This window comes from Duganella flavida (assembly GCF_009857445.1).
Taxonomy (GTDB): Bacteria; Pseudomonadota; Gammaproteobacteria; order Burkholderiales; family Burkholderiaceae_D; genus Rugamonas; species Rugamonas flavida.
Window position 1 is genome coordinate 1 of record NZ_WWCN01000005.1, and the last position, 23,181, is coordinate 23,181.

A 23,181-nucleotide genomic window follows, 5' to 3' on the forward strand; every position below is an offset into this window, starting at 1 on the left:
GAGGATGACATAAATCACGTCTATCTGCGCTATGTGGATGATAACAATGAGATAGTTGTTTTTCCAAAAAAATATGCCTATGATTTCAAATATAACTAAAATCAGTGTAATGATGATTAATCTGACACGGACGGCTAGATGAGTTAGAGTTTTAAAGGACCGTTCTCGGCCAGAAGCGGACGATTTTCCTTTAGCTACTTCAATTAAAATACAAAGGATAGAAACGGCATGGATGACTACAAGCGCGGCCCATCAGCAATCTCCAACAATGGAATTACGAAGATTGAAACCTACGCGAAGGTGCGCGAGGACGGTTTTTTCTCAGCCGTAATTCGCTTGGTTGAGGGGGGATCATCATTTAAAGAATTAGAAATCGGTTTAATAAAGTTTGAGAAATCACAGGAAGCATGTTTGGAAGCGCAAATTGTCGCTATGAATTATTTCGGCGTCTCTCGCGCTGACGGAGTCTGGATAATCGATCAAAAACTTATCCCAGAAGATTGCTGACCGAGTTCGGCCAGTAGCCGCCGGTCAGACGAGTGTAAAAAATGAGTTTTTTGTTGAAAACTTTGAATCCAATGACGTCTTTGCGATTCTGGTCACTAATGCTAGAGACGTATATTCGGCAATTGACAGCCTGCGCTTCCGCCCATACGATTCCTTAAAGAACTTGGTGATTTTGTAGTATAAGGAGCAAATGAAAGCACTGGCCCTTACCGCAATTAAGTTCTATCAACGGAACATTTCGCCACATAAAGGCTTTTGCTGCGCTTACGCCGCTTACACGAGCGACGCTAGCTGTTCGGAGCTCGGCTATCGCGCAATCCGGCGCTTTGGGGTTTGGGATGGACTTTTCGTTCTGGACCGTCGGCTTGCGCGATGCGGAATGGCGAATCGAATTGCAAAGGGTTCGCGGTCGATGGGGATGCGGATGCAATGGCAATCTGGCTATATCGACTGTGGTGGTTGCGATACCGGTGGTTGCCATGCCTCTGGTTGCGATACTCCACTCGGCGGTTCCAATTGGTCGTGCCACGAATTCTTGAAAATCCTGGACGGCTGCTCCGGATGCAGCTGCGATTGGCCTGCTCGCGGCGGCGCGGCCTCTAGCTATCGCGAGGGTACTCCAGACAACGAGGAAGCCGTCAGGCGGCGTAGCCGACTCCTGCGCGAGGCGAATACCCCCACCGATCCGCCGGCGTCGTAGTTAATTACCGTTAGAAAATGTCCCGACGGGGCGGCGCTGGCCTGGCGTGGAAATTGGTGAGTTTTGCAGATGAGCAAGCTGTTATCCTAACCGGCCTGTGGCGTGTTCGGCCAAAAGCTGTCCTTCAAGAAAGATATGAGCACACTTACTTCAACCGGATGGATTCTCCTAGCGCTCGCTGTGGTGACGCTTGCCCTAGACGCAATCGCCGTGCGAAAGGTATTGGCCTCGCCATTTTACGAGCCCACGCAACGGTGGGCACAAGCAACTCTTATCTTGCTTGTGCCAATATTCGGTGCTTACCTAACCTGGTACTTAGCACGTGAGCACGTCCCACTCTTCCAATCGCCGCCAGTTGACCACGTTAAGGATATTGATCCTACCTGCGGCGATATTGATTATCATGGATGAAATTACCGAGACGGCATACGGCCAGTAGCAGACTTTGCATATTATTGAATCAGCGGAATTTTTCGAGCCTGAATACATCCCAAGTATCAAAATTCACTTTTTATTTGAATTACGATGACCAAATTTTTCATATTTAATAGATATGTAATTTTAATTTTAATTTCCTTGATTTGGCATACCGATACTTTCGCGGCCATTGATTGTCACGCATCTTTCGGGCGGCTAAAGGAAATGGTCAGTAAGGACCAACAGATACGAGAAGAGTGGGAACTAAAATCTCAAGGTAAATCCACATCCAACATTATTAATGAGGATTTGCAAAAGCGTTGGCAAGCGATTGATGCTTCTAATATACTGGAACTTAAGGAAATCATTTCCACATGTGGTTGGCCAACGAACAAGGAAGGAAGCCACAATGCGTGGTTGCTATCGCAACACGCAGACAGCGATATAGCATTCCAGCATTATGCTAGAGACTTGCTCGAAGTAGCTTTTAAAAACGGCAATGCGTCGGCGCAGGATTTGGCGTACTTGTCTGACCGCATCGCGACAGCAGAGGGGCGGCCTCAGGAATATGGAACGCAGTTCATGTTGAGTGACCGCTGTAATTTGGAAGCACGACCAGTCGATAGTATCGCAGCAGTAGACCAGCGTCGTCGCGCCCTTGGCCTGCAGAGCTTGGCGGAATACTTAGAGGAAGGTCGTAAACGATTTATTCCATCAGACTGTAATCATGGTAAAAAACAACAGAAGGAAGCAGAAGAACTCTAAGATCATTATCAAGTAGGCTAGCTCATGAAGTACATCGTTCAAATTAAAAATTTCTATGCAATTTTTATCTTTTGCGCTTTTCCGCAATTAGCCGTCGCGGGAGATTCGCCAAAAATTGAAATTCTCCGAATAGCCGAAGCCGAACCTAGTTGCGGTTGCAGGTTTGAGTTTCCCACTGGGGAGGCAATGAAAGAAGAGAGGGACGGGCTACGCACTTTTTTGAAGTGGGATGCCGATGACGAAGAGAAAGCTAGAATTCGTATTGATGGAGAGCTTAGGAAGTTTAGCGTTGAAGAGGAGCGGCCTTCTCGAGACGGTCCATTTCAAGGAAAAATACACACAACGACTTTTAAGTTAAAGGATGGAGAAGAAAACGTCACTCTTTGGTGTACTCATCGAAATATATGCGACGAAAAAAATGACTGCGAGATTGTTGGGTATTACGCAAAGGTGCGAGTCCAGGCACTCAAGGGTACAAAATTTTTCTCTGCCACAGGCTCGTGTGGTTGCTAATGCCTACCAGTGAAATTGTATTCCTTTATTACTTTGAAGGTCCGAGATGGGGCGGAACCCGCCAGCCGGATTACTCTATTATCGGCAGAATACTCTCATCTCTGACACCTACCAGCATAATGCCGCCCCAGATCCATTGGCTGTAGGTCATCGCCCCCCTAAACTATGTAGATCTATGTATAAACACATAGTTACATTTCGCGTTGCGCGCCCAGTCCTTATGCGAGAGATAAACGAAAACGTGAAAAACTATGTAGTTTAGGGGGGGATAGTACTTGTGATGATAATTGCGATGACGCCATCGCTGAATGCTTCCAGCCTGCCCTTGCCCATACTCGTCCTTTATTTATCCAGTTTTTCCAGCGGCAGCGAGGTGAAGCCGCCTTTGATGCATTGCCCGACTGCCTCGCGCGCTCCCTTCGCCTCACAGGCGTCGAGGAAGTTGCGAACGATGGGAGGAATTTCCGGTTTCTGGAATGGCACAAAGACGGCGTCGTTCAGCGCTGCCATGCAGGATACCGCGACATAGCTGCCTTTGGTATAGGGCTTGTAGCCGGGTAGCTTGTCGGCCATCGCGGCCCACGGCATCAGCAGCTTCAGCGTGCCTTCATCGACGGGCTGTTTGAACACCACGTTCAAGTCCGCCACCGCGCCGGCAAGGCTCTCCTGCCGGGATTTTTGGGCATCCAGTCTTTCGGTGTAGCTCTCTGCGAACATGGCCGCGCGGGCGCAGAAGAACATATTGGCGTCCTGCGGCGTCGCCGCGTGCGCCGCGCCTGTTACTAGCAGCGCTGCCAGCATAAATGGTTTCTTGATTTTCATAGTTCTCCTAAGTTTCCAGCGCCTGCTCGTCCAATGTCAGGTTGCGGCCCAACATTTTAGCGCTGTAGAGCATCGAGTCAGCGCGGCGCAGCATGGCTTCCACTGTGTCGCGTGGATCGAGCAGGATGGCGATGCCGGCGCTGTAGCTGAGCGGTACGCCCAGCTCGCGCGGCCCTGCTTCCAGCAGCCACAGGCGCAGCCGTGCGTCGTAGGCGCGCATCATGTCCAGGCTGGCGCCGCGCTTGAGGACGCAGAATTCTTCGCCGCCGTAGCGGCATATCAGGTTGCGCTCGCGGCCCACTTCCCGCATGCCCTGCACAAATAGCTTGAGGGCCCGGTCGCCGGCCTCGTGGCCGTGGGTGTCGTTGATGTCCTTGAAGTGATCAAGCTCCAGCAGCATCACGCACAGCGGCTGCTGCAGGTGCGCCGCTTCGGCCACAAACTCGGCCGCTTGCGCCTGCCATGCACGCCGGTTCAGCGCATCGGTGAGGCCATCAGTGCTGGCCAGCCATTCCAGCTCGCGCGCGGCTTCCTCGCGGTGCGCCAGCAGGATGGCCACCATCGACATTACCACCGTCACGTTGGCAGCCAGCGCAAACAGCACATTGGCCGGATGCGGCGCAAAGAAGTTGGGGAAGAGCTCGGTGTAGAACACCCCCAGCACGCCGCGCGAGGCGGTCACCGCCAGTTGCACCAGCAGCGAGATCACCATCAGCCAGCGCCAGCGTCCCACCGGCAGCAGTGGCTGGCGGCACAGCGTCAAGGCCACCAGCGCCAGCTGCAAGGCCAGCAAGCCATTGGCCCAGCCGACGCGGAAGGCGTAGTGGTCGAAACCGATGCAGTAGCCGGCCGTCATCACCAGCGCGATCACGCCCGGCGCCCGGGCCACGTCGACGCGCCCGCACCACAGGTCGAAGGCACATGCGCTGAAGGCCAGGCCGCTGGAGATGCCAGCCATCGCCAGCGTTGACAGCAGGCGGTCGGCCCAGCCGCCGGGCGGCGCCAGTCCGGAACTAAATAGCAGCACCCAGCCGAGCGCTTGCAATACGATACCCAGCTGCGCCCTGCGCGCAGCCGCATTGACCTTGCCCATCACCGCGAGCAGCGCCACTGCCATCGTCAGCAGGTTCAGTGTCATGGCGATCAGCAGAGAGGCGACGTCAATATGCATAGGGCGGCAGATTGGAGGCGGAGAAACTAGTATATCTCGGCTACACTCTTGCTTGGCAACTCTCTATCACAGGAAGCAACACATGGAAAACTACGCGGAACTGCTCGACACGCTGGCACAGCAGGAAAAGGATTTGCAATTTACCGCCTTCAGCAGCGATACCGCACTGGCACTGGGCTTGAAACTGGTTGATTTGGCCAAGGCTGGCAACAAGATCATCACGATCAATATCACCGTCAACAGCAAGGTGCTGTTCCATCACGCCATGCAAGGCGCGTCAGCCGACCAGGCCGACTGGATCCGCCGCAAGAACAATGTAGTGGCGCGTTTTGGCCGCTGCTCGTTCTACGTCGGCATCGACCACAAGCATCGCGGCGTGGTGTTTGAAGACATCAAGTACCTCGATCCAAAAGACCACGCAGCCAATGGCGGCGCCTTCCCGATCACCCTGCGTGGCACCGGCATCATCGGCACCGTCACCGTCTCCGGCCTGCGCCAGGCTGAGGACCACGCGCTGGCGGTGGAAGCTCTGCGCGCCGTACTGGTTTGATCAGTAATGCGGCGGGCGCTCGTGCGGGAGTTGGCCGCCGTTGTTCTGGGACGCGTTGCGCACGTGCTGGACTAGCGCTGCGCACATTTGCTCCAGCTTGTCGATCTGCTGTTGCTGCTCGTGGATGCGCTGGCTCAGCGAGTCCACCATGTCTTCGGCGTAAGCCAGTTTGATTTCGAGGTTGATGAAGCGGTCTTCGGTGGTGGTCATGGTTGTTCCTTGTCGGGCTTGGGCGTGGCCAGCAGTTCCTTCATGCGCGCCAGGCGTTCTTTCGGCGTCAGCACTTCGGACTCCATCGGCGGCGCAGTGCCCTCGTCCAACTTCATTTCTTTGATAAAGCGCGATGGATCGCAGTGCACCTGCTCGCCCGCGCGCTTGCGTTTCTTGCACCACGTGATGTGCAGCGTGCGCTGTGCACGTGTGATGCCGACGTACATCAGGCGCCGTTCTTCCTGCACTCGCGCTGCGATCGATTCGGCCGGCGCGTCGGCATCGCCCTTGTGCGGCAGGATGCCTTCCTCGCAGCCGACCAAAAACACGTGCGGATATTCCAGCCCTTTCGATGCGTGCAGCGTGGACATGCGCACTGCATCCGGATCTTCGTCCTGACCTTCCAGCATGGACATCAGGGCCACCATCTGGGTCAGTTCCAGTACGTTTTTTTCATCGCCATCGCGGTCCTTGCCGCCGCGCCCACGGTCCTTCAGCCAGTTGACGAATTCCAGCACGTTCTGCCACTTGCTCTGGGCCGCGCGCTCGTCAAACATATCGTATAAATAGTTTTCATAGTTTATCGCTTCCAGCATGTCATCCAGCACCTGCGCCGCGTTGTCGCCGCTGCCCGAAGGCCCCGGACGGCTGGCGCGCGATTCAAGGTTGTTGATGAAGTTGCAGAAGTCGCGCAGCGGATTCAGCTGGCGGTCCGGCAGCAAGGCTTCGATGCCGCCCTTGAACACGGCCTCGAACAGCGAGCAGTTCCACTGCGCCGAGAAGGTGCCCAGCGTTTCCAGCGTCGACTGGCCGACGCCACGGCGCGGCGTGGTCACGGAACGAATAAACGCCGGGTCGTCGTCGGTGTTCGCCAGCAGGCGCAGGTAGCTGATGATGTCCTTGATTTCCGCCTTGTCGAAGAAGGACTGGCCACCGGAAATGGTGTACGGAATGCGCTCCTTGCGCAATGCCTGCTCGATAATCCGCGCCTGGTGATTGCCGCGATACAGAATCGCGTAATCGGACCACTTGTTCTTGCGCGTGAAATGGTCGACCGAGATCAGCATCGCCACCTGGTCGGCTTCCGCATCATCGGTCGGCATCGAGGTGACCTGGATCGGCTCACCGAGGCCGTGCTCCGACCACAGCGATTTTTCAAACAGCTTGGGATTGTTGCCGATCACCGAGTTGGCCGCCTGCAGGATGCGGGTGGTCGAACGGTAGTTCTGCTCCAGCTTGATGACTTGCAGATCAGGGAAGTCGGTCTGCAGAGTTTTCAGGTTTTCCACCGACGCACCGCGCCACGCGTAAATCGCTTGGTCGTCATCGCCCACGGCGGTGAACATCGGTTTCTTGCCGACGCCAGTCACCAGCAGCTTGACCAGTTCGTACTGGCAGGTGTTGGTGTCCTGGTATTCATCCATCAGCAGGTAGCGCAAGCGGCGCTGCCACTTGTCGCGCACTTTTTCGTGGTCACGGAACAGCTCCACCGGCAGGCGGATCAAATCGTCGAAGTCCACTGCCTGGTAGGCCGACAACGTGGCCACATAGCTGGCGTAGACGCGCGCCGATTGCGCCTCGTCCTCATCCTTGGCCTGGCTCAGCGCTCGCACTGGATCAACCAGTCCGTTCTTCCACAGTGAAATGTCGGTTTGAATGCGCCGCACCACCTGCTTGTCGGTGGTCAGTGCCATGTCCTGGACCAGCGAGCCGCAATCGTCGCTATCCATGATGGAGAAGCGGTCCTTCAAGCCCAGCTCATTACACTCCTGGCGCAAGATGCGCACGCCCAGCGAGTGGAAGGTGGACACGGTCAGCTGCTTGGCCTGTTTCGGCTGCTTGAGCAGCTTGGCGATACGTTCCTGCATCTCCAGCGCCGCCTTGTTGGTGAAGGTCAGCGCGGCGATGGTGCGCGGGTCATAGCCACGGTCCTCGATCAGGTGGGCGATTTTCTGCGTAATTACGCGCGTTTTGCCCGAGCCGGCGCCGGCCAGCACGAGGCATGGACCATCGAGGTAGGTGACAGCCTGGCTTTGCGGCAGATTAAGGCCGAATACTGGAACTTTGGAGGACATAGCCCCACATTGTATCAGTCGCAGGGACTGCTACTGACCTGCCGCATGTAGCGTTTGTGTCATTTGCGTTACCATGCGGGGATTCGGGGCGTCTCGCCTAACCTTACATTGGTTGCAATCATGAAATTTGAACATTTAATCGAAGTCAACGACCCGCTCAATCCGCTGATTGACGCCCTCTCCGTACAGCAAGTGTGGCGCGGCCTGGTGCTGCGCGCCGAGTCGCCCAAGCTGTTCGTGCCGCATCTGGACGAAAGCACTATCGACCAGCGCAGCGAGAACGGCTTCCGCCGTCGCCTGCGCTACGGTGAACTGGTGGTGGAAGACCGCGTGGAACTGGAACCGATGCGCAGCGTGCGCTACCGCGTGGCGGCGCAGCAGGATATCGCCGAGTCCAGCCTGACCATGACCATCGAGCAGCCGACCGAAGACACGCTGTTCGTGCGCTTCCAGTACGAAGACAGCCACGATGCCGCTACCGACGAAGCCAATGCCATGTACGATGAATTCCGCCGCTCGGCTTACGTCGAATCGGACATCGACACCATCGGCATGCTGCGCGAACTGGCGCAGCAAGGCCGTTTGGACGCGCTGCTGAACTAAACCACCGCCGCCCGGCCCCACACCTGCGACATGCGCAGCGGCGGGGCCTCCAGCGCGGCAACTTGGGCATTGCTCAGCACTTCGCGGATGGCGTACAGTTCGTTGCGGGTATCGCGCTGCAGGAACACTTCCAGCGGCGCGCCGCGCGGCCCGATCACCGACTCCACATGCGGCGTGGTCGATTGCAGGCCGCGCCGCGCCACCACGCCCACCTCGCCATTCATCATGCGCACATAGCTGCCGATCGGGTAGATACCCAGCTCACGGATCACCAGCGACACCAGATGCGTGTCCAGCGTGGTGCGCGCTTCCATCAGCATGTCGCGCAGCGCGGCGTGCGCCGCCAGCGTTGGCCGGTAGGTGCGCTCCGAGACGCGGGCGCAGTAACGGTCGGCCAGCGCCACCAGCTTGGACAGCAGCGGAATCTGGGCACCGACCTTGCCGTGCGGGTAGCCGGTGCCGTCTTCATTTTCGTGATGGTGCAGTACGCAGTTCAGCCACGCCTCATCGTTGACACCGGCTGCGCGCAGCAGCTGCACGCTGCGCTCCGGATGCGCCAGCTTGCGCGCATGGTCGGCCGAGTCCAGCACGGCGCTGCTGTCGTGCCAGCGTGCGTGATGCTCGATCATGCCGGTGTTCATGGTCAGTGCAGCGAGCGTGACGGTCATGACGTCGTTGCGCGAGCGCTGGCGGGCGCGCGCCAGCAGCACTGCCACCATCGCCGTGTTGACGCTGTGGCGCGCCGCGTACGGCGCCTGGTCCTGGTTGTGCAGGATGCTGGCAGTGGCGATGTCCACATTGAGGTCAATGGCGGCGTGCACCAGCAGGGCGATCTCATCCAGCCTGCGGCGGAAATCGGGCGGAGCGACACCCTGCGCCGCCGCTTGCAGCAGCGTGTGCAGTTCGAGATAGGCTGCATTCAGCTTGCGCAGCACGGACGGCGGATCGGCCAGCACCGAGGGCGGCTGACCATCTTCAAATACGCCGCGCTCAATCAGGTAATCGATCTGGTTAGCACTGGCAATCTGGTGTCCCTTGCGAATCAGCAAAGCGCCATTTTCACCGTAGACGTCCCACGGCAGCAGCATGCCCAACTTCAAGTCGGCAGCTGTCACTTTGCGTATGTTCATCCCACCAGCATACGGCTTTTCACGTGGGAATGTGTGAGTTTTTTGTATCGTTGATTAAAGAATCATAATTCACGGCGCTGGCGTGCAATCGACGCAAGGACAGTCCTGCGCCGGTTCATGTTCAAGCTTGTGGGCGAGGTCGCGCAGCGCGGTGCGCACGCCTTCTTCCACCACCGGGTGATAGAACGGCATGTCCAGCATGGCGTCCACCGTCAGCCCGGCCTGCACTGCCCAGGACAACAGGTGGCCGATGTTTTCCGCGCGCGGGCCGATCATTTCGGCGCCGAGGAAGCGGCCGGTCTGGTGCTCGGCGTAGACGCGCAGCATGCCTTTGTTTTGCAGCATCACGCGGCTGCGGCCCTGGTTTTCAAACGACACCTTGCCGACCGCAAAACGGCCAGCGTACGAGGCGCACAGCTCGTTGTAGCTGAGGCCCATGGTGGCGATCTGCGGTTCGGTGAAAGTGATCGCCAGCGGCGTACGGCGCAGGCCTGGCTTTACGTCCGGATAGCGCGCCGCGTTGTCGCCGGCAATGCGGCCGTGATCGGCAGCTTCCGGCAATTGCGGGCGCTCGTCGTTAGCGTCGCCGGCGATGAAGATGGCGCTATCGCCGCATTGCATCGTCTGTTTGTCATAAACAGGAATGCCATGATGATCGCGCTGCAGACCGGTGTTTTCCATTCCCAGCTGATGGACATTCGGGCGGCGGCCGATGGCCGACAGCAGGTAGTCGAAATGCTCGGTCTGCTGCTGGCCGTTGGTATTTTCACTGGTGACCAGCAAGCCTTCGCCGTGCTGCTCCACCTTCACCACCTTGGTTTTGAAACGCACGTCCAGCTCATCCTGCATGGCGCTGCGGGCGACATCCAGAACGTCCGGATCGGACAGCTGGGCGACGCTACCGCCACGGCCGAAGATGGTCACGCGCACGCCCAGCCGGTGCAACGCCTGCCCCAGCTCCAGCCCGATTACGCCGGTGCCGGCTACGGCCACGGATTGCGGCAAGTCATCCCAGTAAAACACCTCGTCGCTGGTGATCACGCGCGGACCGGCGGCGCGCCACTCATCCGGCACGATGGGTGTGGAGCCGGTGGCGATCACGAACCGTTCGGCCTGCACCAGCGTGTGGTCGTCGATTTGCAGCTGGGTCGGACTGAGGAAGCGGGCATGGCCGTGAACCTTGTCCTCGGCCGGGTAGCCTTCCACACTCTCGACCACGAAGCCGACGAAACGGTCCCGTTCGCTGCGCACGCGCGCCATCACCGCCTTGCCGTCGATATGCACCTCGCCCGCGTGCACGCCGAAGCCGGACGCCGCCTGCAGCATGTGCGCCGCGTCTGCCGCAGAAATGAGAAGCTTGCTGGGCATGCAGCCTACCCGCGCGCAGGTGGTGCCATAGACATTGCTCTCAATCAGCAACGTCCGCTTGCCGCCCGCCTTGGCGGCGCGATAGCCGGTCATGCCAGCCGTGCCTGCGCCGATGACGGCGACTTCGGTGTGGAGAGTTTTCATGGTGAACAAGTCTACTCCGAACTGCGTTTTGCGTTTTACTTTGCAGCAAAACGGTATTAGTATCACTTATCGTTTTTAATTTTTATAAGTCTGACTTATGGACAATCTGGACTACCGGGCGCTGGCCGTGCTGGATGCCGTGGTCAGCCAAGGCAGCTTCGAGAAAGCTGCTTTGGCGCTCGGCATCAGCCAGTCTGCTGTCTCGCAGCGCATCAAGGCGCTGGAAGATGCGGCCGGCCGCCTGCTGATTGTGCGCGGCCAGCCGGCCGTGCCGACCGGGCTGGGCCAGCGGCTGGTGTCCCACCACCGTAACGTCAAGCTGATGGAGGCGTCGCTCGATATCGACTTGGGTAACAAGGTCAGCATGCCGGAGATTTCGCTGGCGGTGGATGCGGCCAGCCTCGCCACCTGGTTCCCGCTCGGTTTGCAGCCGCTGCTGGCACCGCCGCGCTGCCAGTTGAATGTGCAGCAGGCCACCACCGAGATGGCGCTGCATCTGATGCGCGAGGGTAGCGTGTTTGCTTGCGTAGCGACCGGTTCGCAGGAAGCCCAGGCCAACGGGCCGCAAGTCACGCCGCTAGGCCGCATGCGCTACGTGTGCGTGGCGACCAGGGCGTTTGCCAATCACTGGTTCGGCGACGGATTTATCGCCGATGCGGTGCAGCTGGCGCCGGCCGTGGTCAGTGACCGCGACATGATGGACGGCTTCCTGCAGCAGGTGCTGGGTTGGCGCGGCGCGTATCCGCATCACACGCTGCCGCTGTCGGCGGCCACCAGCGAGTGCATGTTTGGCAGCCTGGCGTATGGACTGATGCCGCTGCAGCAGGTATCGGCGGCGCTGGCCGAGGAGCGGCTGGTCGACTTGGCGCCCGGTCATTACGTCGATGTGGCGCTGAACTGGCATGCCTGGAATCTGGACACGCCGTTCACGCGCGCGCTGTCCGAACAAATCGTCGCGACGGCGCGGCGCTTTTTGCTGCCGGCCTAAATATCGAGCGGATCGACTTCCAGCGACCACTTCACGCGGCTCTTCATCTCGCGCAGCGTGTGCACCCACTCTTTCAGGAAGGCCTGCAACGCCGGGCGTGACGGCGACTCCACCAGCAACTGCGCGCGGTCCACGTTATGCACGCGCGTCATGGTCATCGGGATCGGATCGTTGATGGTGATGCCCGGGTGCTCCATGCAATCGCGCGCCATGTTGAGGAACTCAATCGCCGTCGCCAGCTCGCGTGCTTCGGCCCTCAGCAAGGCTTGATATAGATAGGGCGGCAAAGCGGCCTGCTCGCGCTCTTCCAGCAAGGCCGTCGCAAAGTGATCGTAATCGTGATGGACCACGGCGCCGTACAGCGGATGCTGCGGATAGCGCGTCTGGATCAACACCTCACTCGGAATGCCTGCCCGTCCGGCGCGGCCGGCCACCTGCATCAGCTGCGCAAACAGGCGCTCACTGGCGCGATAGTCTTGCGAGAACAGCGCCGTGTCAGGATTCAGGATGCCGACCAGCGTCAGCTTCTTGAAGTCGTGCCCCTTGGCGACCATCTGCGTGCCAATCAGGATATCCACCTCGCCCCGGTGCACCGTATCGAAGGCCTCCTGTGCGCTACCCTTTTTGCGCGTGGAGTCGGCGTCAATGCGCAGCACGCGCGCTTCGGGGAACATGGCCTGCAGGCCTTCCTCCACGCGCTGCGTGCCGCGACCCAGCGGCTGCAAATCGACATTGCCGCAAGTCGGGCAGTGGCGCGGGATGCGCATCTCAAGGCTGCAATGGTGGCAGCGCAGCCGATGCTCCGGGCGATGCAGCACCATGAACGAGGTGCAGCGCGTGCACTCGCTGATCCAGCCGCACGACTCGCAGCAAATCACCGGCGCATAACCACGGCGATTGAGGAACAACAGCGACTGCTCACCGCGCTCCATGCGCTGCTTGATCGCCGCGATTAACTGGGACGTGAGGCCATCATTTGGCTTGTCGCGCTCCATATCGATCAGCTTCACTGTCGGCAGCACGGCGTTCTTCACGGCGCGCTCGCGCAGCTCCAGCTTGCGGTAGCGGCCCGATTGCGCGTGATGCCAGCTCTCCAGCGACGGTGTGGCGGAACCCAGTACGATCGGAATCTGCAGCTGCCAGGCGCGCCACACGGCGAGGTCGCGCGCCGAGTAGCGCAAGCCTTCCTGCTGCTTGTATGAAGGATCGTGCTCCTCGTCGATGACGATCAGCTTCAGGTGCGGCAGCGACGACAGGATCGCCAGCCGCGTGCCCAGCACGATGCGCGCCTTGCCCTCGTGCGCCGCCAGCCAATGCAGCATGCGCTCGCCCTCGGACAGGCTGCTGTGCAAAGTCGCCAGCATCACGCCGGGGAAGCGCGCGCGGATATTGCCCTCCAATTGCGGCGTCAGGTTAATCTCGGGCACCAGGATCAGGATTTGGCCATCCGGCTCGCGCGCCAGCACCTGCGCGCAGGCTTGCAGATAGACCTCGGTCTTGCCGCTGCCGGTCACGCCGTACAGCAGCGAAGGTTTGAAACCCTGCGCACCACCGATGGCATCCGCCGCCTGCTGCTGCGAGGCGTTCAGTGCCGGCGGATTGGCTGGCGTCGGATCGTGCAGCACCTCCAGCTTGGCCAGCTTCTTGATGGCGCGCTCCAGCGCCACCGTGGTCAGTACGCGCAGGTTCTTCGGCAGGCCGGGCAGTGCCACCTCGCCCAGCGGGCGCTGGTAGTAATCGGCCGCAAAGCCGGCCAGCGCCAGCCACTTGGCCGACAGCGGCGACAGCTGGCTGCGCACGGCCAGCGCATCTTTCAACTTATCCACCGGCACATCGGACTCATCGGCCACGCCGACGATCAAACCGACGACCTCGCGGCGCGCAAAAGAAATCAGCGCCAGTTGGCCGATGTGCGGGCGCTGGTCGTCCTCGCACTGCCAACGATAGTCAAAGACTGCATTGAGCGGCGTATCGATCGCAATTTGCAGGTAGCAAGGGCGTGGATTATTCATGCTGCACCTTGCAAAAATCCCGATGCTGTATGTATCCACAGTTTCTGTGGATAACTTTGTGGACAATGAAAACTTAATGCCCGGAAAGCACTGACATGCATGTGGATATCATCTGAAACCGGGCAAAAAATCAAAATTTTTTCTCTTTAAAATCAGACACTTGGAAAATGCTTCATAGGAGAGCCAAAATCGCCATCGCTCGCCTTCAGCTGTGCATAAGTGAAGTATTTAGGATGCTTTTTTTGGCGAAATCAAGCACTTTTTGGGGCTTTATTCAGCATATTGCATAGCACAAGAACGCCGAATTTTATACTTATGCGCAGACCAAGCTTTGTGCTTTGATAACTAGCTTGGTAAGCCTGCTATTTTTGCCTAAAAATCGTGCAACGCAACATAAATCTCAGGCGAAATAGCAATATTATGGCTAAGTCACGGTTTACTAAGTCATTTTATTTTTTATCCACAGTTTGTGTGGATAACTTTGTGGAAAATGAAGAAATAAACTACACAAAGCGCTGATGTAACGTTTACGGCTTGCTAAATGTTGCACTATGAGCCACACAAATAATCTTTCAAAATCAATTACTTACGTGACCCTCCGGGGCTAACGAAAACTAGCTGCCTATTATTTCTACAGCAAAAAATTTTGTGTATAAGTGGCTATGACTAGTCCGTTTGCACCAATGAAAAAGGGCACGCCCTGTACTGCAGCGTGCCCCATTTACGCTGAATCAGCTCAGGAAGCGCGCTGCGCCTTGCTGTAGCTATGAACCGCTGCCACCATCGCCGCCACGCTCTCCGGCGGGGTGAACTGCGAAATACCGTGGCCAAGATTGAATACGTGACCGTTGCCCTTGCCGAAGGCGTCCAGCACCTTGTGGACTTCGGCAGTGATCTGATCCGGGCTGGCGAACAGGATGGCCGGGTCCAGATTGCCTTGCAGCGCGACTTTATCGCCCACCAGCGCGCGTACCTTGCTCAGGTTGGCGGTCCAGTCCAGCCCCAGCGCATCAGCGCCGATGGCGGCGATTTCCTCGACCCAGTGGCCGCCGCCCTTGGTGAACACGATGGCAGGAATCTTCACGCCGTCTTTCTCGCGCTTCAGCAAGGACACCACTTGCTGCATGTATTTAAGCGAGAACTGCTGGTAAGCACCGTCAGCCAGTGCGCCGCCCCACGAATCGAAGATCATCACGGCTTGTGCGCCGGCGTCGATCTGGGCGTTCAGGTAGTCGGCTACCGACTTGGCGTTGACCTCCAGAATGCGGTGCATCAGGTCCGGACGGTTGTACAGCATCTTCTTGATGTTGTGGAACTCGCGCGAGCCTTCGCCTTCCACCATGTAGCAGGCCAGCGTCCACGGGCTGCCGGAGAAGCCGATCAGCGGCACGCGGCCATTCAGTTCAGTGCGGATCTGGGTGACGGCGTTGAACACATAGTCCAGCGAGCCGGGTTCCGGTTCACGCAGGGCCAGCACATCGGCCTCGGTTTTCAGCGGGCGCTCAAATTTCGGACCTTCGCCTTCGACAAAGTGCAGGCCCAGGCCCATGGCGTCCGGCACCGTCAGAATGTCGGAGAACAGGATGGCCGCGTCCAGCGGGAAACGGTCCAGCGGCTGGATGGTGACTTCGGTGGCATAGTCGGGATTGGTGGCCAGGCCCATGAACGAACCGGCTTTGGCGCGGGTGGCGCGGTATTCAGGCAGATACCTTCCAGCCTGGCGCATCAGCCACACAGGGGTGTAGTCAGTCGGCTGGCGCAACAACGCGCGCAGGAAGGTGTCATTCTTGAGCGGAGCAAATTGTGGCATGGAAGGCAATATAAACGATCAAAGGAGCTATTATCGCATCCCGCGCGATTTTCAAATCGACTATCCCAAAACTTGCTTCAGTGACTGCGCCGCTGCGAGCGCGTCGCTCCAGGCCTCCAGCTGTGACAAACTGGCCTTGGCCAGTTTCTTGTGGACAGTTTGAGGCAGCGGTCCGAAGCGCTGTACAAGTAGCCTCTCCAATAACACGACCGCCCCTTCCCTACGTCCCCTCTCCAGACCTTGTTCCAGACCTTTTTCCAAACCTTGCTCCAGACCTTTTTCCAGACCTTTTTCCAGACCTTGTTCCAAACCTTTTTCCAGACCTCGCTCCAAACCTTGCTCCAGTCCACGCTCTAGCCCAACGTTGATGGCGTCATTGATGATCATTTGCTCGAATGAGTTGTACAGTTTTTTCATACCGCGCTCCTTTTCCCATCGGTCCATGACGTGTCTGTAGCGACGCTCATACGGCTCAGGCAAGGCCATCATCCAATTAATCACGTTGAATAATACGATTATGCGCTTCTGGCCCCAGCGATGCAGGAACAGTAATTCAGTCAAGTGCAGCTTGGCCGCGTAGAGTTTGTCCGGGTCATGATGCGCTTGCTGCGTGCGCGCATGAGCCAGCGTGACCCAGGCAATCGGATTGCGCGAAGCTTCCAGCGCACGGATATCGGCAGCAAAATCGAGCAGCTTGGCGGTGCCAAAGGAGAAATCCGTCACCGTATTGTGTAATCGCTGATGGAAGCCTTTCGGACGCCAATGCGGGTGCTCGTCCGCCAGCAACGCCAGGCTGACTACGGGCAAGCCATACGCCTCACTGATGCGATCGTGATAATCCCGCATGCGCCGTCCCAGCAAGGTGTCGCGCTGCGCCTGAATTTCGATGTGGATCAGCACTCGCCGCCCACCGCCCTCGTGCAGGCACACTTCGACCAACTTGTCGGCCACCATCAGGTCCGGCTTGGCGCCAAAGCCGCTCCGCGCCAGTTCCTTATCGCGAAAACGTGGTCGCTGCCGCCAGTCGATACGCGCGCTGAAGTCGGGAAAGTAAAAGTCCATGAAGGGGCGTAAAGCATGCGACAACGCGGCTTTCCAGGGCAAATCGTAACGAGCAGGCGGAGCGGTATTGAGCATCTACCCAGTCTGCGGCAAGGTCATGCACTGCCATATGACAAAATGCAAAGTACTACCGGATTCCCGGAAACCTGCGAAGAAGCTTTTTTTTTCGCTGGCCTTTCTCTATCATGCCTAGCACTGCGCAACGACCCTTTCTGGAGCCGCTTTCATGACCTCTCACGTACCTGCCACTATTGCCCCGTTTGGCGCTTGGCCATCGACTATCAGCGCAGCGCGCGTGGCGGCCGGGGCGACGCCGTTGTCGTCGCTGATGCTGGGCGGGGCTGATGGCAGTGATATTTTCTGGCTGGCCGGCCGGGCGGCGGAAGCGGGGCGTAATACGCTATTGCGTTTTCATGGTGTGAATACCGGGGAATTGACTCCGGCGCCGTTCAATGTGCGCTCACGGGTGCACGAGTATGGCGGCGGCGCCTATGCGGTGGATGGCGAGACGGTGTATTTCACCCATTTCAAGGACAACTGCGTCTACCAGATGATTGCCGGCGAGGCGCCGGTGCAGGTGACGCAGGCCGGCAAGCAGCGCTTCGCCGATTTCGCCATGAACCGCGACCGTCAGCGCCTGATCGCCGTGCGCGAGCTGCACGGGGACGACGAGCACGCGCAGCCAACCAACACGATCTGCGCGATCAGCCTTGGCGCGGGCGCGGCGGCGGGCGTCGAGACGGTACTGGTGCAGGGTGCGGATTTTTATTCGTCGCCGCGCGTGTCGCCGGATGGCCGTTCGCTGGCCTGGCTAAGCTGGGACCATCCGTCCATGCCATGGCAAGGCACCACTCTCTGGTTAGCCGATTTTAACGACGACGGCACGCTCTCCACGCCTAAACGCATCGCCGGCGGCGCCGAGGAATCCATCTGCCAGCCCGAATGGTCGCCCGACAACCTGCTGCACTTCGTCTCCGACCGCAGCGGCTGGTGGAATCTGTACCGTCTGTGCCGTGACCGCCAGCGCACCGAAGGTCTGTGCCCGATGGAAGCCGAATTCGCCACCCCGCACTGGACTTTCGGCAATAGCATGTACGGCTTCCGCTCGGCCAGCGAAATCATCTGCACCTACATCGACAAGGGCGTGAGCCGCCTGGCGCGCCTGCTGCCGGGCAGCGGCAAGCTGGAATGCATCGCCAACCCTTACGAAGAAATCCGCGAACTGCGCGTGGCTAGCGGCTACATCGCCATGCTGGCCGGCGGCCCGACCATTCCAATGGAATTGGCGCGCATCGACTTCACCGAAGAAGGCGTGGAAATCCTCGCGCAATCAATTGAAGACCTGCCGGAAGAAGCCAACCTCTCCGTCCCAACCAGCATCAGCTACCCAAGCAACGGCCGCACCGCGCACGCCTTCTACTACCCACCGCGCAACGGCGACGTGCAAGCGCCGGAAGGCAGCAAGCCGCCTGTCATCGTGATCGGCCACGGCGGCCCAACCGGCATGACGGTCAACACGCTGAACCTGAAAACCCAGTACTGGACCAGCCGCGGCTTCGGCGTCCTCGATGTTAACTACGGCGGCAGCACCGGCTTTGGCCGCGCCTACCGCGATCTGCTCAAAGGCCAATGGGGCATCGTCGATGTGGAAGACTGCGTCAACGGCGCCACGGCGCTGGCCGAACGCGGCCTGGCCGACGCCGACCGCCTGATCATCCGCGGCAGCAGCGCCGGCGGCCTCACCACCCTGTGTGCACTGACCTTCCACAATGTCTTCAAGGCCGGCGCCAGCTACTACGGCGTCTCCGACCTGAAAGGCCTGGATCAGGACTCGCACAAATTCGAGTCGCACTACAACGAATACCTGATCGCGCCGAAAGCACAGGCGGACGCCGTCTACGCCCAACGCTCACCGATCAACCATACCGACAAGCTGTCACGCCCCATGATCTTCTTCCAGGGGCTGGACGACAAAGTAGTACCGCCACAGCAATCGCAAATGATGGTCGACGCCCTGAAGAAGCGCGGCATCCCGGTCGAATACGTGGAACTGGAAGGCGAAGGCCACGGCTTCCGCAAGGCCGAAAACATCATCCGCACGCTGGAAGCGGAACTGAACTTCTATCAAAACATCTTTAAGCTGAACCACGCATGACCGATCCCAAGCTGCTCGCTGAATTCGACGCGCTGCCTCACAACGAAAAAGCGATACTGGCGCTGCTTGCGCTGGTCGGCGAGCCTATGGGCCGCACCGCCATCCTTGATCACCTGCACCACGCGCGCATCGAATACAACGACGACGGCAAGCAATACACAGTCTCCACGCTGGACGACGCCATGTCCAAGCTTGAACGGCTGGCTTTCATCAGCGTGGTGACGGGACGCGGCTTTATCTGTAATCCGAAACTGCGCTGGCCGGCAATCCGCTCCGCCATCGGCACCCACGCGATGGAAGACCTGTGCGCGGCCTACGCTGAACTGGTGCCGATGCGCCAGACCTGGAACAGCATGGAACCGCGCAGCTACCGCGCCGGCATGGCGCGCCTGCGCATGGGCCTTCTGCGCGGCCATGGTCCACAGCAGATCCAGTCGGTGCTGGCATTCTGCCTTGGCAGCTACGAAGCCGCGCAGTTGCATCCGATTGTCGATATCTTCGGCAAGCCGTTCGAAGCGGGCATGATCGCGTTGGTCAGCCCACTGCTGCAAGATGACATACTGGCAGTGCTGATGCAGCACGCCCAGCAAGAGCCGTACACCACACCCGTGCTGCGCGAATACTGCGAGATGCACATGCAGCGTCGTCACGGCGACATCAACGGCGAATTGCGCATGGCGATGGCGGAAGACGCGCTGCTGTGCGGCCGCCTCGATGACGCCAAGCGCTACCTCGAACGCACCACCGGCGCGCAAAGCCAGTACCTCGCCAGCATCGTGGTGCTGCTGCGCGGCGCGGGCAGCGCCGCCATCGTCGGCTTTGACGTGGCGTTGAAAACCTTGCGCCGCGATACGGGCAAGCGCAAGCAGCTGTTTGCGGGCATGGGTGGCAACCTGTATCTGCTGTCGGCGCTACGCAGCGGCGATCCGCGTCATTTGAAAGCGGCGGAATCCTATCTTGAAATCGCCGTCAAACTGCCGAAGAATCACGACAGCTCGGTGCACCAAATGATTGATCTGCTGCGCCAGATCCGCGCCGGCGTGATGCAAGTCGATACCGTCTCCGCGCTGCCGTGGGAGCCGGGCCTGCAAACGCAGATGTTCCAGTTCCTGCTTTACTTTTGGCTATCGCTGCCGCAACTGCAGGAACGCAAAGAGCAGTTGCAGGATCTGGTGAAGAGCGCCGAACGCGCTGGCTACCTGTTCATCGCCGGCCAGGCCGCCGCGCTGCTCGGCCAATTGGGCGACAATGAGATGCAGGTCCATGCGCAGGCGCTGCGCTCGCGCCTCGGATTCCCCGACATGACTACGTGGTTCGAGCGGCAGGAAGGCTGGCAACGCCAGCTCACGGCACTCATCAACCTGCAGCAGCCGACAACCGCCGATACTGCAGGCAGCACGCGCCTCGTATGGCTGCTCACCTACGACAACCGCAACGGCCTGACCGACATTTCGCCGGTCGAGCAAAAGCGCGATGCACGCGGCTTGTGGAGCAAGGGCCGCGCCGTTGGTCTGAAGCGTCTGCGCTTTGAATCCGAACAGTTCAACTTCCTCACGCCGCAGGATATCCGCGCAGCGGAAGCCATCACCGTGGCGCATCGCGGCTACCAGTCCACCGGCCTCACTTACGAGATCGATCCACAGCGCGCCGCACCATCCCTGGTCGGCCACCCGCTGCTGTTCTGGTCCGACCTGCCGGACATGCGCGTGGAAATGCTGGCCGGCGAGCCGGAACTGCTGGTCAAGCGCAGCCCGGGCAACCTCGAACTGCGTTTGCAACCGCCGATCCCGGACGATAATTCCTCAGTAGTCATCACCAAGGAAACGCCGACGCGCCTGCGCGTGGTGAACATCCTCGAGGAACACCGCAAGATCGCCGCCATCGTCGGTGATGCGCTCAACGTGCCGTCGCATGCGGAGCAGCAGGTGCTGTCAGCCATCAGCGCCATTTCGTCAATGGTGACGGTGCAATCCGATATCGGCGGCGCCGCGCCGGACATGGAGCAAATGGAAGCCGACATGCGCTTGCACCTGCACCTGCTGCCTTACCAGCACGGACTGAAGATGCAAATCCTGGTACGCCCGCTGGTCAACGGCGCTTATTACAAGCCGGGCGATGGCGCCGACAGCGTGATCGCCGACATCGGTGGCAAGCCGGTACAAACGCGCCGCAAATTGATCGATGAACGCGATGCCGAACGCGATTTGATCGCCAAGTGCCCGGTGCTGGAATCGGCCGAACAGGATCACGGCGAATGGCTGCTGGGCCAACCGGCCCTCTGTCTGCAACTGCTGGTGGAACTGCAGGAACTGGACCCGGCCAGCATCGTCATCGCGTGGCCGGAAGGCGAGAGCTTCCGCGTGACCAACAAGGTCGAGACCAAACAGCTGCGCCTCGCCATCAAGAGCAACAAGGACTGGTTTGCCGCCAGCGGCGAACTGCAAGTGGACGAGGGCAAAGTCATTGACCTGCGCACGCTGCTGCAAATGATGGAGAAGAGCCATGGCCGCTTCGTGGAGCTGGGTGAGAACCGCTACATGGCGCTGACCGATGAACTGTATCGCCGCCTGCAAGAGGTGCAAGCCTACGGTGAGATCACCAAGGACGGCATCCGCCTGCATCCACTAGCCTCGTTTGCGCTGGAAGAACTGGCGGATGATGTTGGTGGCCTCAAATCGGACAAGCTATGGAAGGAACACCTGTCGCGCATGCTGGAGCAGGAGACCTACACGCCTGAACTGCCAAGCACCCTGCAAGCGGAGCTGCGCGATTATCAGGTGGAAGGCTACAACTGGCTGTCGCGCCTTGCGCATTGGGGCGTGGGTGCTTGCCTGGCCGATGACATGGGCCTCGGCAAAACGCTGCAAGCACTGGCGCTGATGCTGTCGCGTGCACCGCAAGGCCCTACGCTGGTGATCGCGCCGACTTCGGTCTGCATGAACTGGATGAGCGAAGCTGCGCGCTTTGCGCCGACCCTCAACATGCAGCTGTTCGGCTCCGGCGACCGCGCCGCAATGCTCGGCAACCTGCACGCCTACGACGTGGTGGTGACCAGCTACGGCCTGCTGCAACTGGAGTCTGAGCTGTTTGCGAAAGTGCAGTGGAACACCATCGTGCTGGATGAAGCGCAGGCCATCAAGAACAGCGCCACCAAGCGCTCTGCTGCCGTGATGGCGCTGAAGGGCGAGTTCCGCATCGCCGTCACCGGCACGCCGCTGGAGAACCATCTCGGCGAGTTGTGGAACCTGTTCCGCTTTATCAATCCCGGCCTGCTGGGCAGCATCGAGCAATTCAACCTGCGCTTCGCCGCGCCGATTGAAAAGCCGCAGGACCATCGCGCCGAACTCGGCGCGCGCAAGCGCCTGCGCCGTTTGATCCATCCCTTCATCCTGCGCCGCACCAAGTCACAGGTGCTGACCGAGCTGCCGTCGCGCACCGAGATCACGCTGGAAGTGGACCTATCGGCTGACGAAACGGCGCTGTACGAATCGCTGCGCCGCGCCGCGCTGGAAAATCTCGAAAAGGTGGAAGGCCCGGCCGAGAAGAAATCGATCCAGATCCTGGCCGAGATCATGAAGCTGCGCCGCGCCTGCTGCAATCCGAACCTGATTGCGCCGGAACTCAAGCTAGCCAGCAGCAAGCTGTCGGCCTTCGCGCACCTGCTGGAAAACCTGTTGGACAACAAGCACAAGGTGCTGGTGTTCAGCCAGTTCGTCGACCACCTGTCGCTGATCCGCGAGCATCTGGACGCGCAAGGCGTCAGCTACCAATACCTCGACGGTTCGACCCCGATGGCCGAGCGCAAAAAGCGCGTCGATGCCTTCCAGGCCGGCGAGGGCGATGTGTTCCTGATTTCGCTGAAAGCGGGCGGCGTCGGCATCAACCTCACCGCCGCCGACTACGTGATCCACATGGACCCGTGGTGGAATCCGGCGGTGGAAGACCAGGCATCGGACCGCGCCCACCGCATGGGCCAATTGCGGCCGGTGACCATTTACCGTCTCGTTGCGCGCCACACTATCGAGGAAGGCATCGTCGACCTGCACCAGCACAAGCGCGATCTGGCCGACAGCCTGCTCGAGGGCAGCGATGTCAGCGGCCGCATGTCGGCCGGCGAAATGTTAGCGATGCTGCAAGAAGGCTTAAAAAAATAAAACCAGAATAAGTCGGCTTGTATCG

General features: G+C 59.3%; 18 protein-coding genes. 9 read left to right on the forward strand and 9 right to left on the reverse strand.

Annotated features, from left to right (window positions below; genetic code table 11):
* Positions 1-228: 228 nt before the first annotated feature.
* From GTP46_RS08765 to GTP46_RS08780, 4 genes are all read left to right on the forward strand, one after another.
* Complete coding sequence (locus GTP46_RS08765) at positions 229-507, forward strand: hypothetical protein (protein ID WP_161006257.1); 279 nt, start codon at positions 229-231, stop codon at positions 505-507.
* 190 nt (positions 508-697) lie between these two features.
* Complete coding sequence (yidD, locus tag GTP46_RS30300; RefSeq protein ID WP_161006258.1) at positions 698-1,207, forward strand: membrane protein insertion efficiency factor YidD; 510 nt, start codon at positions 698-700, stop codon at positions 1,205-1,207.
* A 525-nt stretch (positions 1,208-1,732) separates the two neighbouring features.
* Positions 1,733-2,389: a DUF6624 domain-containing protein gene (locus tag GTP46_RS08775; protein ID WP_161006259.1), complete on the forward strand. Its 657-nt coding sequence runs from the start codon at positions 1,733-1,735 to the stop codon at positions 2,387-2,389.
* Positions 2,390-2,413: 24 nt separating this feature from the next.
* Positions 2,414-2,902, forward strand: a complete 489-nt coding sequence (locus GTP46_RS08780; protein WP_161006260.1) for a hypothetical protein — start codon at positions 2,414-2,416, stop codon at positions 2,900-2,902.
* 342 nt (positions 2,903-3,244) lie between these two features.
* Here the strand turns inward: GTP46_RS08780 and GTP46_RS08785 are convergent, their stop codons facing one another.
* Together GTP46_RS08785 and GTP46_RS08790 are read right to left on the reverse strand one after the other, a co-directional pair.
* Entirely contained in the window at positions 3,245-3,724 is a 480-nt protein-coding gene (locus GTP46_RS08785; protein WP_161006261.1) for a hypothetical protein, read from the reverse strand.
* Positions 3,725-3,731: 7 nt separating this feature from the next.
* Positions 3,732-4,895, reverse strand: a complete 1,164-nt coding sequence (locus tag GTP46_RS08790; RefSeq protein WP_161006262.1) for a GGDEF domain-containing protein — start codon at positions 4,893-4,895, stop codon at positions 3,732-3,734.
* A gap of 82 nt (positions 4,896-4,977) precedes the next feature.
* On the opposite strand from GTP46_RS08790, the gene GTP46_RS08795 reads away from it, so the two are divergent.
* A complete protein-coding gene (locus GTP46_RS08795) occupies positions 4,978-5,445 on the forward strand; it encodes a heme-degrading domain-containing protein (protein WP_161006263.1) in 468 nt (155 codons plus the stop codon).
* Here GTP46_RS08795 and GTP46_RS08800 read toward each other — a convergent pair whose 3' ends face one another.
* Entirely contained in the window at positions 5,446-5,655 is a 210-nt protein-coding gene (locus tag GTP46_RS08800) for a SlyX family protein (protein ID WP_161006264.1), read from the reverse strand. It lies immediately after the preceding gene.
* Entirely contained in the window at positions 5,652-7,730 is a 2,079-nt protein-coding gene (locus tag GTP46_RS08805; RefSeq protein WP_161006265.1) for a UvrD-helicase domain-containing protein, read from the reverse strand. Before GTP46_RS08805 ends, GTP46_RS08800 begins: the two co-directional genes overlap by 4 nt.
* Positions 7,731-7,850: 120 nt before the next feature.
* Here GTP46_RS08805 and GTP46_RS08810 point away from each other — a divergent pair, with 120 nt between their 5' ends.
* Complete coding sequence (locus GTP46_RS08810; RefSeq protein ID WP_161006266.1) at positions 7,851-8,333, forward strand: SRPBCC family protein; 483 nt, start codon at positions 7,851-7,853, stop codon at positions 8,331-8,333.
* On the opposite strand, the gene GTP46_RS08815 is transcribed toward GTP46_RS08810, so the two are convergent.
* Positions 8,330-9,463 (reverse strand): HD-GYP domain-containing protein, encoded by a 1,134-nt coding sequence (locus GTP46_RS08815; RefSeq protein ID WP_229258866.1) that lies wholly within the window; start codon positions 9,461-9,463, stop codon positions 8,330-8,332. The two genes, GTP46_RS08810 and GTP46_RS08815, sit on opposite strands and share 4 nt — an antisense overlap.
* Positions 9,464-9,532: 69 nt before the next feature.
* Complete coding sequence (locus GTP46_RS08820; RefSeq protein ID WP_161006267.1) at positions 9,533-10,975, reverse strand: dihydrolipoyl dehydrogenase; 1,443 nt, start codon at positions 10,973-10,975, stop codon at positions 9,533-9,535.
* Between the two features lie 97 nt (positions 10,976-11,072).
* Here GTP46_RS08820 and GTP46_RS08825 point away from each other — a divergent pair, with 97 nt between their 5' ends.
* A complete protein-coding gene (locus GTP46_RS08825) occupies positions 11,073-11,963 on the forward strand; it encodes an ArgP/LysG family DNA-binding transcriptional regulator (RefSeq protein ID WP_161006268.1) in 891 nt (296 codons plus the stop codon).
* On the opposite strand, the gene GTP46_RS08830 is transcribed toward GTP46_RS08825, so the two are convergent.
* The 3 genes from GTP46_RS08830 to GTP46_RS08840 all read right to left on the reverse strand — a co-directional run bounded on the left by GTP46_RS08830 (position 11,960) and on the right by GTP46_RS08840 (position 16,922).
* Entirely contained in the window at positions 11,960-13,975 is a 2,016-nt protein-coding gene (locus GTP46_RS08830) for a primosomal protein N' (protein ID WP_161006269.1), read from the reverse strand. The genes GTP46_RS08825 and GTP46_RS08830 overlap by 4 nt on opposite strands.
* 736 nt (positions 13,976-14,711) lie before the next feature.
* Positions 14,712-15,785: a uroporphyrinogen decarboxylase gene (gene hemE / locus GTP46_RS08835; RefSeq protein ID WP_161006270.1), complete on the reverse strand. Its 1,074-nt coding sequence runs from the start codon at positions 15,783-15,785 to the stop codon at positions 14,712-14,714.
* A 60-nt stretch (positions 15,786-15,845) separates the two neighbouring features.
* Entirely contained in the window at positions 15,846-16,922 is a 1,077-nt protein-coding gene (locus tag GTP46_RS08840; protein ID WP_161006271.1) for a DUF4351 domain-containing protein, read from the reverse strand.
* 151 nt (positions 16,923-17,073) lie between these two features.
* Between GTP46_RS08840 and GTP46_RS08845 the strand changes: the two genes are divergently transcribed.
* Together GTP46_RS08845 and GTP46_RS08850 are read left to right on the forward strand one after the other, a co-directional pair.
* Positions 17,074-19,002 carry a S9 family peptidase gene (locus GTP46_RS08845; RefSeq protein WP_161006272.1) on the forward strand — a complete coding sequence of 643 codons (1,929 nt, stop codon included), beginning with the start codon at positions 17,074-17,076 and terminating at the stop codon, positions 19,000-19,002.
* Positions 18,999-23,156, forward strand: coding sequence for a DEAD/DEAH box helicase (locus GTP46_RS08850; protein ID WP_161006273.1), 4,158 nt, complete (start codon positions 18,999-19,001; stop codon positions 23,154-23,156). The genes GTP46_RS08845 and GTP46_RS08850 overlap by 4 nt, the downstream gene beginning before the upstream one ends.
* Positions 23,157-23,181: the final 25 nt, after the last annotated feature.

Bases quoted from the DNA above. Each gene is read 5' to 3' on its own strand.
- GTP46_RS08765 (WP_161006257.1), top strand. From the start codon at position 229: ATGGATGACTACAAGCGCGGCCCATCAGCAATCTCCAACAATGGAATT.
- GTP46_RS08800 (WP_161006264.1), bottom strand. From the start codon at position 5,655: ATGACCACCACCGAAGACCGCTTCATCAACCTCGAAATCAAACTGGCT.
- GTP46_RS08840 (WP_161006271.1), bottom strand. From the start codon at position 16,922: ATGCTCAATACCGCTCCGCCTGCTCGTTACGATTTGCCCTGGAAAGCC.
- GTP46_RS08810 (WP_161006266.1), top strand. From the start codon at position 7,851: ATGAAATTTGAACATTTAATCGAAGTCAACGACCCGCTCAATCCGCTG.
- GTP46_RS08780 (WP_161006260.1), top strand. From the start codon at position 2,414: ATGAAGTACATCGTTCAAATTAAAAATTTCTATGCAATTTTTATCTTT.
- hemE (WP_161006270.1), bottom strand. From the start codon at position 15,785: ATGCCACAATTTGCTCCGCTCAAGAATGACACCTTCCTGCGCGCGTTG.
- GTP46_RS08795 (WP_161006263.1), top strand. From the start codon at position 4,978: ATGGAAAACTACGCGGAACTGCTCGACACGCTGGCACAGCAGGAAAAG.
- GTP46_RS08775 (WP_161006259.1), top strand. From the start codon at position 1,733: ATGACCAAATTTTTCATATTTAATAGATATGTAATTTTAATTTTAATT.
- GTP46_RS08785 (WP_161006261.1), bottom strand. From the start codon at position 3,724: ATGAAAATCAAGAAACCATTTATGCTGGCAGCGCTGCTAGTAACAGGC.
- GTP46_RS08805 (WP_161006265.1), bottom strand. From the start codon at position 7,730: ATGTCCTCCAAAGTTCCAGTATTCGGCCTTAATCTGCCGCAAAGCCAG.
- GTP46_RS08815 (WP_229258866.1), bottom strand. From the start codon at position 9,463: ATGAACATACGCAAAGTGACAGCTGCCGACTTGAAGTTGGGCATGCTG.
- GTP46_RS08825 (WP_161006268.1), top strand. From the start codon at position 11,073: ATGGACAATCTGGACTACCGGGCGCTGGCCGTGCTGGATGCCGTGGTC.
- GTP46_RS08845 (WP_161006272.1), top strand. From the start codon at position 17,074: ATGACCTCTCACGTACCTGCCACTATTGCCCCGTTTGGCGCTTGGCCA.
- GTP46_RS08820 (WP_161006267.1), bottom strand. From the start codon at position 10,975: ATGAAAACTCTCCACACCGAAGTCGCCGTCATCGGCGCAGGCACGGCT.
- yidD (WP_161006258.1), top strand. From the start codon at position 698: ATGAAAGCACTGGCCCTTACCGCAATTAAGTTCTATCAACGGAACATT.
- GTP46_RS08790 (WP_161006262.1), bottom strand. From the start codon at position 4,895: ATGCATATTGACGTCGCCTCTCTGCTGATCGCCATGACACTGAACCTG.
- GTP46_RS08830 (WP_161006269.1), bottom strand. From the start codon at position 13,975: ATGAATAATCCACGCCCTTGCTACCTGCAAATTGCGATCGATACGCCG.
- GTP46_RS08850 (WP_161006273.1), top strand. From the start codon at position 18,999: ATGACCGATCCCAAGCTGCTCGCTGAATTCGACGCGCTGCCTCACAAC.